Source organism: Nostoc cf. commune SO-36 (assembly GCF_023734775.1).
Lineage (GTDB): Bacteria > Cyanobacteriota > Cyanobacteriia > Cyanobacteriales > Nostocaceae > Nostoc > Nostoc commune_A.
In genome coordinates, this window is sequence record NZ_AP025732.1 from 1,292,556 (window position 1) to 1,304,188 (window position 11,633).

Consider the following 11,633-nt stretch of genomic DNA (forward strand, 5'->3'; position numbering starts at 1 on the left):
AGAATGAAGATAAAGCGATGTGCAACTTATTCTTAAAACCCCTCTCCAAACCTCTCCCCGAAACGGAGAGAGGCTTTGATTCTTGCTCCCCTTCCCTACCAGGGAAGGGGTTGGGGGTTAGGTTTGAGAGTAAAGTTGCACATCGCCTAATATAAGTTATTTTCACTCTTCTCTACCCTGTAGCCCACCCCACAATAAATAGTTGTATATTTTTTTATTTGGAAGTCCCTAATAAATGTTTACCGGAAGCAACAATTCTAGTACGAATTTGCTGCAAACGTTCTCCCAATGGGATTTTATTTGCAGAGTTTTTCAAACCAAGAAATTCAACAAAATATAAAACTTCCTCTTGTTTGTCTTGTGGAAGAGAACGCCACTTTGTTAATAATTCTTGTTCTGAAGTCATTAGTATTTACCCAGTATTATTACTTCTATTGTGATTGGATATTTTTATTGTAGAATGACATTTAAATTAATTCTACTTGTGAACAAGAAGACCCCCGACTTCTTTAAGAAGTCGGGGGTCTAAGCCGTTGCCAAAGGTAACTTACCTGCTCATTATCCTTATTACCTGCCAGGAGTCTTCAGCCCCCGACGTTCAAGGATTTGCCGCACTTCTGGGCTGGGATTGTAGTTATAACCATAGGAGGAGTTCTCTGTATCATCCATAATTTGAGGTGTGAGTAACACAATCACCTCATTGCGCTGGTTCTGTCTGTTTGTACTTCTAAACAGCGAACCAATTAGCGGAAGATCGCCTAAGATAGGAATTTTAGAGACAGTTGTCCTGTCTGAATCTTGGATAATACCTGAGAGAATCAGCGTTTGACCATCTCTCAAGCGAATCGAGCCAGAATTAAGAGAGCGCTCCGATACCAAGAATATTTGTTGGCTACCGCCTCCTCCAACGTTGATAGTAGCTGGAGCTTGGGGTGCTTTGACAACAGGAGCTACCGATAGAGAGACAAAACCGTTATCATCAATCCGCTCAACTTTGACAGCTAAGGTTAAACCTACTCTATCTTTTTCTGCTGAAATCGTTTCTGTAGCAAGATTCGCATCGCGAACTATTTCCCTTTTAATATTGCCTACCACTTCCTGAGTCAGGTTGACATTAGCGGTTTGACCTTCTTGGACAATTAAGGTCGGGTCAGTCAAAATCTTGGCGTTGCCATTTGTAATCTGAGCTTGCAAATTAGCGAGAAGACGTTTGGGGAACTGGTACAGAGATGGTAGAGCAGCTGTTGCTGTTCCGAGAATTCCTGGTGCGAACGTAGTAACTCTAGTGGCTGGAGTACCAGGAGTAGCAGGAACGGCAGGAACAAGCACATTACCTTGTGCATCAAGAACAGCAGGAACAGCAGCAGTACCAGGAACGGCAGGAGTATTTGTAATAGTAGTTACATTTGGTGTCCCCTGGGTAATGTCTGTGAAACCCCCTTGGAACGGATTTTGTGAAACCCCCGCTTGACGGTTAAAGAATGATTCAGTCCCTCCTGGTACATCAGTTACTAACTGCCCGTCCACAATTGTTCTATTGCCTACCCCAGTTCCTGGAATAGGAGTGGAGTTATTTAAATCTAGGAAGGTATTACCACCACTATAAGGATTAGCAGTAACAGGTGTACCACCACTTAGATTGTTTGCTACTTCAGCTCTTGTAGCTGGTCTGGAACCACCAAAATTCAGAGATGCAGCACCGCCATCATTTGTAAAGTAGTTGTTACCAACCCCAAAGGAAAAGCTAGTGTTGTAGTCTTGGGTGTTCAAGAGGTTAACATCGATAATCTTAACGTTAACTACCACTTGACGACGGCGGATATCAAGCTGAGTTAGTTGAGCCATCGCCATCTCAACTAGGCGGGGAGGGCCTATTAAGGTTAGAGCATTTGTGCGCTCATCCCCTAATGCCTGTAAACCTCTCAGTAGTGGGTTAGAGTCTGTAAAATTAACACGTTGAGTTTCAACTCTGGTTTCTGTAGTAGTCTGAGTTTGGGTGATAGGCGTAGCTCCAGCCCCAACAGGCACAGCATTAACACTGGTAACTTGTCGTTCACGGCTGACGGCACTTTCTGCCCCTAAGCCGACCAAAAAATTCAGGGCGACTCCCACCGTTACCTGATTAAGTCGCAGGCTACGCATAACCATGTCACGGGTGGAATTAGGTAATTTTGGCCCAACAAAAACTGTGCGATTACTGCGGTTAGCTTCCAAACCACTTAGGCGCAAGACGTAGTTAAACACATCTTGTACTGGCTCGTTTTCTATATCTAGGGAGATTGTTTGAGAGGTTCCTTGTGCGTTAGCAGCTCCACCTTGCTTATCTCCAGTAGCTTGCTCACCTCCGATATAAGCCAGATTCAAATTAGCAGCACGGGCAAGCAGTGACAAAACCTCACGCACCGGCGCATCTCGCAGCACTAAACGGGGTACACGTTCCTGACTTCCTAAGTCAATGGTGCTAGGAGAAGCATCAGTATTAGAGATGGCAATATCTCCCACTGGTGGCGCGACGGCTCTAGGTAAGAAAGCTGGAGCCTGACTCACAGGTTGACCTGGCCCCGCAGCTTGTGCAGGTTGCCCGTTAATGGTGATTTCCGGGTTAGGAACGAGAACCCCTGAATTTTGACCAGATTGGGCTGGAGTCGTAACAGGCGGTGCTGTGGATGTTGGCGCTGTTGGCGTTGGTGCTGATGCTATAGTGCCAGCAGATGGGCTAAAGCTGAGTGTAATTCCATTTTGCGATCGCACCACAGGTTGACTGCTAGGTACGTTGTTATTGCCAGTTACCGTTACTCGGATACTATTGGCATCAAGCTGATTAATCTCAACAGATGCAATTCCTGGTGCTGGGCTATCTTGCCGAAAGCTATTACCTTGTGGTAATCGTAATTGAGTATTGATAATATCTGCGACTAAAGCCTTACCTCTTTTTGTAGTGAAAACTTGGGGACGCGACCCAGAAGAAGTTTTCAACGCAACGCTAATTCCACCATTAACTGGATTTAACTGGACATTAGTAACTTGACTAAGTTGTGCCCAAACTGGTTGAGCTGCCAGAAATACAAAAGCGGCACTACCTAAAATAAAACTATTACCGTGAAGCTGTTTCACAGTTCATTCCTCACCTTATAAAACCTTGTTTACAAACAATTTTGAGTAGTTCCGACGGTTAAGAACCGCACGCCAGGTGCTACTCTGCGGGAACGAGTCGGGCATTGCCCGCCCAAGGCACTGGCTCGTCTACACAAACAAAACCCACCTCCGTAGGTTTCATCAAACCCTCAATTTTCCCTTAGTCCGCGGAGGCGGACTTTGCCTGTGTAGCCGCGAATTCTATTCGCCCTTGGTTATTCGCCCTGGCTCTAAGTTCACTACTTTTTCACGGCAGCTTTAGCAGCTGCGGCTGCGGCTATTTCTTCTGAACTAAGTGGCATCAATACCTGTAATTGGAATGATGTATTAATCGCTGCTGGCCCTACCTGCACAGGCGTTTTATCCAATGCGGATCTTGACTCTACTGGAGCTAAAGTTGATTGATAATCTTTAACTATTAACAAAGGCTGCAAACGCTCAATGTTACGAATTATCGATTGTGTTTGTTCATAAGTTCCTGTAATTTCGGCATTGATACTGCTGCGTTGCAGCTTGCCGTCAACTAATACTCCGAGAGTTCCATCGTTAACTGGTTCTGGTTTTTGGGAAACTGGCACAAATTTCTTCAATTTGGCTCTCACTGCATTAACAGAAGTTGGAATATTGCCAGACTCAACTAAGCGGTTCATATCCAACAGCAATGTATCTAAGCTTTTTTCGTTAGCAAATAAACCTAAAACCTGAACTTTTTGCTGCTTTGCCTGTGCTAGCTCGTCTTTAACTTTGTCAATCTGTTTGATATTGGCTTTTTTTTCGTTAATTTGCCCTTGCAATTCAGAGCTTTTAGCTTGCTGCTGCTGATAGCTTTCCCAAGCTGGCATCAACAGGTTTAAGAATATATAACCTGCTCCCGCTAAACCAATTACTCCCACCAATATCCCAATGATTTTTGGTGTGAAGGCAATACCAAATAGCACGGGGGATGCTGGCGTTGCCTCATCGAATTCCCCACCATGTTCGGCAAAATTTAAATCATCACTCAGCGTCATTTTGAAATGACTCCTGTTTGTTGCATATTACGAATTCGAGTCACTAACCCCACTGTGCCTTTTTTTTCTAACTCCCGAATTAATTCTGAAGCCGGAACATCGCTCATGCCCGATTGAATAGTGTATTGAACTACTTGGGGTGGCTTAATTACTACACCATTAACAGGCCTATCCGCACCTGGCGGTAAGGGAAGATCAATTAACGTAGCTGTCACAATTCTGCTTTCTGTGGGCTTCAAAAACCGAGATTGTTGTAAACTCAATAAGAAATCATTGACATCGTTAAAAGACCGAGCCAATCCGGTAATTTCTAATCCCCCGGCGGGATTGGTTGCTGGCTGACCTGCTGTTGGTACAACAGGTGGAACTTGCTTAATATTCTCAATTTGCACTGCCGCAGGGATGCGATCGCGCAAATCTTGCAGCATTGCCGACCAAGGACGAATCTGATCAAATACAGTGACTAAAGCTTGAGTTTCCCCTTGAACTGCCTTCGTCTCGGCTTTAATTTTGTTCAAATTTCCAATTTCTGTATCTAACCTCTTGCTTTCTTGGTCTAGTTGTGCAATCTGACCATCTAATTCCACAATCTTCCCTTGCAACAACCACCAACCAATTCCCAATAAAGCTGGAAGAACTACACCTACTGCAACTCCCGCATACAGTAGTGTCAAATCCCCCGTAGGAAACTTTAGGGATATTCCTTTTCCTCTCTCAGGCTTGGTCTTATATGCTGGGCGATCTTTTAGAAAGTTAACATCTAGGCTATACATTTTTTTACACCTCCCGCATTCCTAGACCGAGTACGATCGCTAAACTAGAGCGTTGTACCTGTGGAAATTTATCAGTGTCAACTTCCAAAGCCAGAGCTACGATTGGATCTATTTGGGTAGTTGGTAAACTCAGTCGTTGGGTAAAAAACTCATCTAGCTGTTGGAGTCCACCTCCAGGCCCAGCTAATATAATTTGCGCTACCTCCAAATTTTCACTTTGATTGAGGTAAAAATCGATGGAACGGCGCAGTTCATCTGTTAATTCTGCCAATACTCTCAATATGGCAGCCATACCAGGATCAATTTCGGTAACACCAGTTTTCCCGCCGTCTAAGGGAGTTTGGGGAATGACCATGCCGTGTAACAGTTCCATATCTCGTGATGTGGGTAAGCTCATTGCCCTAGCTAAGGCAGTTTGCATTTGATAAGTCCCGATTGGAACTGTGCGCGAAAATTGCGGCACTCCGTTAACGATGATGGCAATTTCTGTACTATCGAACTCGATATCAACGAGTACTGCTGCTTCTTGCGGGCCAAATTGTCGTAATTGTTCACGAATATTCCGAATTAAAGCAAAACTGTTAATTTCTAAAACATCAATTTGTAATCCTGCCTGCTCGAAAGTACTTATATAGGTATCCGTTATCTCCTTGCGGGTGGCTACTAAAAGTACGTGTACCTTTTCAATGCCATCTTCATCTACAAAATACCCAAGTTTTTGATAATCTACATCAGCCTCTTCACGAGGATAGGGTAAATACAAACCTGCTTCGTGGTTCAGCACCATTTCTCGCAGTTCTTTGTCATCCAACTCTGCTGGCACTGGTATGATCCGAACGATGGAATCTCGCCCTGGGACACCAGTGGCAACGCGAGAAGTTTTGATTTTGCTCTCAGCTAGCGCCTGCTGGATTAATTGCGCCATTGCTGCGGGGTCGGTGATTTGACCATCGGTAACAATGCCTTCGGGAACTGCTACCGATGTAAAGGTTTCTAGTTTCAAGCCTTGACGCTGTTTGCGTAGCTGAACTACATTTACCCGTTCGGGAGCAAGTTCAATGCCGACCCCTTTATTTGATTTGCCAAACAGACTTTTGAAGCTTTTTACCACAGTTGTGCCCGCTGGACTGCTAAATTGGAAATTTAATTTTGTTGCGGTAGAGACGTAATATGTTACGTCTTTACAGGTAATTTATTTAGCCTATAATCTCGACAATTCTGTCTAAGCTTTTCACACTCAGCAAGCGTAAAAATACTGGGAACATGATTCAATTACGAAAATTTAAACAACTTATTGCTTTTACACTGGTGGGCTTATTAACCAGTTGGATTGTAAGTTGCAGCACAGGGAATGTTAGTACAACTACAAAACAAGCTAATTCAGGAGCGGCAACTGTTGAATTTTGGACGATGCAACTCCAACCTCAATTTAACGACTACTTCAAAAGCCTAATTGCGAATTTTGAATCGGAAAATCCAGGTATAAAGATTAACTGGGTTGATGTACCTTGGGCAGCAATGGAGAACAAAATATTAACAGCTGTCTCCGCAAAAACGCCACCTGATGTAGTTAACTTGAATCCGGGTTTTGCTTCCCAACTTGCCGGGCGAAATGCCTGGTTAGATTTAGATGCAAAAGTCCCAAACGATGTACGTTCCTCCTATCTACCGAATATCTGGAAAGCAAGCATACTTAATGGCAAGAGTTTTGGGATTCCCTGGTATCTCACCACACGGCTAACCATTTATAACACTGATTTATTAAAACAGGCAGGTATCAATAAAGTCCCTGCGACCTACGCAGAATTGGCACAAGCGGCGCAACAAATTAAAGATAAGACGGGGAAATATGCCTTTTTTGTGACTTTCGTACCGCAAGATTCCGGTGAAGTGCTGGAATCTTTCGTGCAAATGGGAGTCACCCTAATAGATGCTGAAGGAAAAGCGGCGTTTAATTCAGCACCAGGTAAAGCAGCGTTTCAATACTGGGTAGACTTGTATAAAAAAGGGTTGCTTCCGAAAGAAGCTTTAACCCAAGGACATCGCCACGCGATCGATTTATACCAATCTGGAGAGACTGCGTTTCTCGCTTCTGGGCCAGAGTTTCTGAAAACGATCGCAAATAATGCCCCGAAAATTGCTCAAGCTTCAGAAATAGCACCTCAACTCACTGGTGACACAGGTAAGAAAAATGTCGCGGTGATGAACATAGTTATTCCCCGCGATAGCAAACAACCAGATGGGGCTGTCAAGTTTGCTTTATTTGTTACTAATGACGAAAATCAGTTAGCCTTTGCTAAAGCTGCAAATGTCCTACCTTCTACAATCAAAGCATTGTCTAATAGTTACTTTAAAGATGTTCCAGCTAATGCTTCAACAATAGAAAAAGCACGGGTTGTCACTGCCGAGCAACTGCAACAAGCAGAAATATTAACCCCTACTTTGAAGGATTTTAACAAACTACAAAAGGCAGTTTACGAAAACTTGCAAGCAGCAATGTTAGACCAAAAAACTGTTGATAAAGCCGTAGAAGATGCGGCGCAAGAGTGGAACAGTACTAGGAGTTAGGAGACAAACGAAAAAACAGCTAAATATAGTATCTGTAGGGTGTGTTATCGCATAGCGTAACGCACCAAAGCCTTTGGACGGTGCATTATGCCTTCGGCTAACGCACTCTACGTGATGACCAACACCTGCCTTAAGCCGCTTCTCTACCAGACGCTTTGCGAATGCGTCTAGATGAATTGCCGCTACAGCTTGTAGTTTTGCCTAAATCCTGTAGGCGCATCTTCAAAAATAAATGGTATTGATATCTCAACTTTGAACATTTGCAGCAAATACTTTAACCTTTGCAGCAAATGTTATTCCATGTATAAGAAAGGCTTAAGTATTTGCAAGAAATGTATAATCATTTGCTGCAATTACTTCAACCTTTGTAACAAATACTCTTTCATATATAAGAAAGGCTTAAGTATTTGCAAGAAATGTATAATTATTTGCTGCAATTACTTTAACCTTTGTAACAAATACTCTTCCATGTATAAGAAAGGCTTAAGCACTTGCAACAATCATTGTAGTGAACTTATAAATATAGCTTTTGCTAAAAAATCGCCTACTAGATAAAGGGAACCGCATAAAACGATTAAGTCTTCTGTGGTTGAGGTTGCGGTTTCTAGTGCTGTGAATAAATCTGGATGTATTTGGCGATCGCTTAATTCGGGACAGAGGCTGTAAGCTAGGTTTGATAGGCAGTCTAAATCAGCAGAAGTTCTACCCGGCCAAGGTTCTACTGGGATTGGCACTAAAAAAAGGCGATCGCCTGGGCGCAGTAAGGCGGTAAAAATATCAGCATGATCCTTATCGGCAAACATTCCCATAACCCAATTCACGGGTTTGTGATTAACTGCATCTAAGCTATCAATATACTGGCGAAGAACTTGGGCTGCGGCGGTATTATGAGCGCCATCAACTAATAATTTATGGTGGTTCCAAGTAGCCCATTGCATCCGCCCCGGCCATTGAGTTTTTGCCATGCCGTTAGTTATAGCTTCATCAGAAATCTGCCAATCCTGTTGTTGGAGAATTTCTAAAGCGGCTATTGCCAAAGCTGAATTACTTAATTGAATTTGTCCCGCTAATGGTAATGGGTATTTAATTAATCTTGAATTTTCAATTGTTTGATATTCTGCCCATCCTGTAGCGATTTGACGGGAGGGTTGAGGCGTAAAAATCGGGCATTGTAATTCTAAAGCACGCGATCGCACCACTTTCTCTGCCTCTGGTGGCAATGTCCCAACCACAACAGCACATCCAGGTTTGAGAATACCAGCTTTTTCTCTAGCAATATCAGCGATAGTAGGGCCAAGTTGCTGCCAGTGTTCGCGGCTAATGGAAGTGATGAGCGTAACCAAAGGTTCTAAGCAGACATTGGTAGCATCTAAGCGCCCTCCTAGTCCAACTTCTATCACAGCCACATCAACTTGCTGCTGGGCAAAATATAACCAAGCAGCCGCCGTAATTACTTCAAACTGAGTTGCCGATTCGTCGTCACCACCAAGAATAACCCCTTGTACTTTTTCTAATAATTGACTCAATTCCTCAGAAGAAATTTGCTGTTCATTCAGACAAATACGTTCCGTCCAATCGACTAAATGGGGGGAAATGTAGCGTCCTGTACGATAACCAGCCTCAGTAAGTACGGAGGAAATATAGGCACAAACTGAACCTTTGCCATTAGTTCCAGCAACATGAATTACTGGGACTTGGTGATGAGGATTACCAAGATTTGCTAAAAGATTGAGGATGCGATCGAGTCCCAGATGGACACCAAAGCGTTGCAGGGGTTGGATTACAGAGTCGATATTCAAGGAAGGGAGTGGGGAGTGGGGAGTGGGGAATGGGGGAATGAGGGAGATAAGGGAGAAATAAGCAATGCCCAATGCCCCATGCCCAATCCCCGATTAATGAATTTAAGCTTCTCTATCCAAAAAGCCTTGAATTTGTCTTAAAGCCGCAGCGCCAATATTAAACACTGCCCAGCTAGCGGCGATCGCAACTGGTGCTAAAACGATCGCTATACGGTAATCGATATCCATATCTAGAACCCCTCTCTTAAGTAGAAATTAAAGTTTTGTCAACTGCTCTCATTTTTATTTTTAGCTGAAGTGGGCAACTTTTCCAAGTAGATATGTAAAGAATGTTTAAATTATTAGGCATTGGACAATTCAATTTTGGATTTTGGATTGACGATTTTGGATTAAATTTCAATCTAAAATCCAAAATCTAAAATCTAAAATTCTTACTCCCCACTCCCTAAGCCTTTTTAAACCCAATATCAGTAGCCTTACCAGCATGAACTAAAGCTAATTTTTGGTAACGTTGGGCGTGTTCAATCAGTTCTGTGGCTTCAACATCTGTTACTTGGCGTAACACTTTGCCAGGAATGCCCACAACTAGAGACAAAGGAGGTACATTTTTTGTCACCACTGCGCCAGCACCGATAATGCTGCCAGCACCCACTCTTACCCCGTCTAAAATCACTGCGCCTATGCCAATCAAACTTCCACGCTCAATGTAAGCGGAATGTATCACAGCGCGATGTCCTACAGTGACATGATCTTCTAAAATTGTGGGAAAACCAGGATCGCCATGTAAAATTGCACCATCCTGAATATTTGTGTATTCACCAATTTCAATCCGTTCTACATCTCCCCTAACCACTGCTCCATACCAAATGCTCACTCCTGCTGCTATATTTACTGAACCCATAACAACAGCATTAGCTGCGATGAAGGCAGCTTGAGAAAAATCAGGAGATGTCCAGTAAGAAGCGGTAGACACGATAGAATATGAATATGGTACCCAGGAACACTGGAGAAACTCCAACCTTTGAGGCTGGTTGCACAACTAGGATATCACAGCGTCAAGCCTCTACAGTGAGGAAAACACTAGTGAACAATGTTCCTGCCGCAACTTTGTGTCTGTGCAGCAGTGAGCAAGTAACCGAAAGCGAAAGTGGTGGAGCCAAAGTGTGTAATAAAATACACTAATGCTGGTGAAGACAAAATTATGTTTGTACGCACTTCATGATGAATCCAGGCTTGCAGTACCCGATGTTTGGGCCGGAAATACAGTGTCCCCATTGTCGCCAGACTATTCCGGCGTTGACACTCACAGATACCTATTTGTGTCCGCGTCATGGCGCGTTTGAAGCTAATCCTAAAAATGGAGAGTTAATCCATTTGCAATCGGGGCGTCATTGGCGGAGGTGGAATAATGAGTGGTATAGACAGCATACTCATCCCGATGGTATTCGGTTTGAGATTCATGAAGCATTAGACAAGCTGTATACCCAAGGTTTTCGAGCAACACGAGTAGTTATTGCTCGACGTTATCAGGAATTGATGAGTGGCTACTTGGAACGCAGCACACCTTGGCGTTCTGGACAAACAGAAGCTACTGCTGCGCGTTTGTACGGCTTACCCGTGGAGTTTAGCCCCGATACCTCAGATGATCCCTGTTGGGAAGTGATTAATTTTGACTTGGAAAAAGAGCCTGGCGTCCCTGTGCGCTACCCCTATTTCAGGTTGTTTGAGTAAATGGTCATTTGTCATTAGTCATTTGTCATTAGTGAATAACAAAGGACAAATGGCTAAGGACTAAGGACTAAGGACTAATTATGCACCACGCTTCTATTCGGACTGCGAATATTCATCGAGCGATCGCTTTCTACGAACATTTAGGGTTTACAATCTCAGAACGCTTTACCACAGGCTATACCCTAGCTTGCTGGATGGAAGGATTGGGCGGCAGAATTGAACTGATCCAAATTCCCGAACCAAAACCAGCCCCAGATGCCTTTGCTGATGAGCATTATGTGGGGTATTATCATCTCTCGTTCGATTTAACTGAGATTACACCAGATTTACCTAGTTGGTTGACAAGCTTACAAGAACGTGTATTGCTGGCGGGTGAGAGTCAAACTGAAGAATTACAACCGTTGAAGGTACTTTTAGAACCGACACAACAGCAAATAGGCGATCGCATTTACGAAGTGGCTTTTATTGCCGATACCGATGGCTTACCTCTCGAATTCATTCGGGTTTTAGCAAAACTTCCATAATTTAGCTTTTTAATTACCTTTATTGCTAATATATTGTTTTTCTGTATTGTTACTGAGGTAACAGATTTTTTCGACAGATTAAACTATCGTCAC

11 protein-coding genes are annotated in these 11,633 nt (G+C 43.4%); 3 read left to right on the forward strand and 8 right to left on the reverse strand.

Annotated elements, in window-relative coordinates:
• Window positions 1-214 precede the first annotated feature (214 nt).
• From ANSO36C_RS05710 to pilM, 5 genes are all read right to left on the reverse strand, one after another.
• Window positions 215-406, reverse strand: a complete 192-nt coding sequence (locus ANSO36C_RS05710; RefSeq protein WP_251958751.1) for a hypothetical protein — start codon at window positions 404-406, stop codon at window positions 215-217.
• 161 nt (window positions 407-567) lie between these two features.
• Window positions 568-3,114 carry an AMIN domain-containing protein gene (locus ANSO36C_RS05715; RefSeq protein WP_251958752.1) on the reverse strand — a complete coding sequence of 849 codons (2,547 nt, stop codon included), beginning with the start codon at window positions 3,112-3,114 and terminating at the stop codon, window positions 568-570.
• A gap of 260 nt (window positions 3,115-3,374) precedes the next feature.
• Window positions 3,375-4,145 carry a pilus assembly protein PilO gene (locus ANSO36C_RS05720; protein WP_251958753.1) on the reverse strand — a complete coding sequence of 257 codons (771 nt, stop codon included), beginning with the start codon at window positions 4,143-4,145 and terminating at the stop codon, window positions 3,375-3,377.
• Window positions 4,142-4,918, reverse strand: coding sequence for a PilN domain-containing protein (locus ANSO36C_RS05725; protein ID WP_251958754.1), 777 nt, complete (start codon window positions 4,916-4,918; stop codon window positions 4,142-4,144). The genes ANSO36C_RS05720 and ANSO36C_RS05725 overlap by 4 nt, the downstream gene beginning before the upstream one ends.
• A gap of 4 nt (window positions 4,919-4,922) precedes the next feature.
• On the reverse strand, window positions 4,923-6,029 hold the full coding sequence (gene pilM / locus ANSO36C_RS05730) for a type IV pilus assembly protein PilM (RefSeq protein WP_251958755.1): 1,107 nt from the start codon (window positions 6,027-6,029) through the stop codon (window positions 4,923-4,925).
• A 152-nt stretch (window positions 6,030-6,181) separates the two neighbouring features.
• Between pilM and ANSO36C_RS05735 the strand changes: the two genes are divergently transcribed.
• Window positions 6,182-7,486: an ABC transporter substrate-binding protein gene (locus ANSO36C_RS05735; RefSeq protein ID WP_251958756.1), complete on the forward strand. Its 1,305-nt coding sequence runs from the start codon at window positions 6,182-6,184 to the stop codon at window positions 7,484-7,486.
• Between the two features lie 500 nt (window positions 7,487-7,986).
• On the opposite strand, the gene ANSO36C_RS05740 is transcribed toward ANSO36C_RS05735, so the two are convergent.
• The 3 genes from ANSO36C_RS05740 to ANSO36C_RS05750 all read right to left on the reverse strand — a co-directional run bounded on the left by ANSO36C_RS05740 (window position 7,987) and on the right by ANSO36C_RS05750 (window position 10,258).
• Window positions 7,987-9,285, reverse strand: coding sequence for a bifunctional folylpolyglutamate synthase/dihydrofolate synthase (locus tag ANSO36C_RS05740; protein ID WP_251958757.1), 1,299 nt, complete (start codon window positions 9,283-9,285; stop codon window positions 7,987-7,989).
• A 102-nt stretch (window positions 9,286-9,387) separates the two neighbouring features.
• Window positions 9,388-9,513 (reverse strand): photosystem II protein Y, encoded by a 126-nt coding sequence (locus ANSO36C_RS05745; RefSeq protein WP_069072075.1) that lies wholly within the window; start codon window positions 9,511-9,513, stop codon window positions 9,388-9,390.
• Window positions 9,514-9,730: 217 nt separating this feature from the next.
• Complete coding sequence (locus ANSO36C_RS05750) at window positions 9,731-10,258, reverse strand: gamma carbonic anhydrase family protein (protein WP_251958758.1); 528 nt, start codon at window positions 10,256-10,258, stop codon at window positions 9,731-9,733.
• A gap of 248 nt (window positions 10,259-10,506) precedes the next feature.
• Here ANSO36C_RS05750 and ANSO36C_RS05755 point away from each other — a divergent pair, with 248 nt between their 5' ends.
• Window positions 10,507-11,016: a TIGR02652 family protein gene (locus tag ANSO36C_RS05755; RefSeq protein WP_458368249.1), complete on the forward strand. Its 510-nt coding sequence runs from the start codon at window positions 10,507-10,509 to the stop codon at window positions 11,014-11,016.
• An 80-nt stretch (window positions 11,017-11,096) separates the two neighbouring features.
• The gene (locus tag ANSO36C_RS05760; RefSeq protein ID WP_251958760.1) at window positions 11,097-11,540 is read left to right on the forward strand and encodes a VOC family protein; all 444 of its coding nucleotides are present in this window, start codon (window positions 11,097-11,099) and stop codon (window positions 11,538-11,540) included.
• Window positions 11,541-11,633: the final 93 nt, after the last annotated feature.

Bases quoted from the DNA above. Each gene is read 5' to 3' on its own strand.
- ANSO36C_RS05710 (WP_251958751.1), bottom strand. From the start codon at position 406: ATGACTTCAGAACAAGAATTATTAACAAAGTGGCGTTCTCTTCCACAA.
- ANSO36C_RS05735 (WP_251958756.1), top strand. From the start codon at position 6,182: ATGATTCAATTACGAAAATTTAAACAACTTATTGCTTTTACACTGGTG.
- ANSO36C_RS05745 (WP_069072075.1), bottom strand. From the start codon at position 9,513: ATGGATATCGATTACCGTATAGCGATCGTTTTAGCACCAGTTGCGATC.
- ANSO36C_RS05760 (WP_251958760.1), top strand. From the start codon at position 11,097: ATGCACCACGCTTCTATTCGGACTGCGAATATTCATCGAGCGATCGCT.
- ANSO36C_RS05720 (WP_251958753.1), bottom strand. From the start codon at position 4,145: ATGACGCTGAGTGATGATTTAAATTTTGCCGAACATGGTGGGGAATTC.
- ANSO36C_RS05725 (WP_251958754.1), bottom strand. From the start codon at position 4,918: ATGTATAGCCTAGATGTTAACTTTCTAAAAGATCGCCCAGCATATAAG.
- ANSO36C_RS05755 (WP_458368249.1), top strand. From the start codon at position 10,507: ATGAATCCAGGCTTGCAGTACCCGATGTTTGGGCCGGAAATACAGTGT.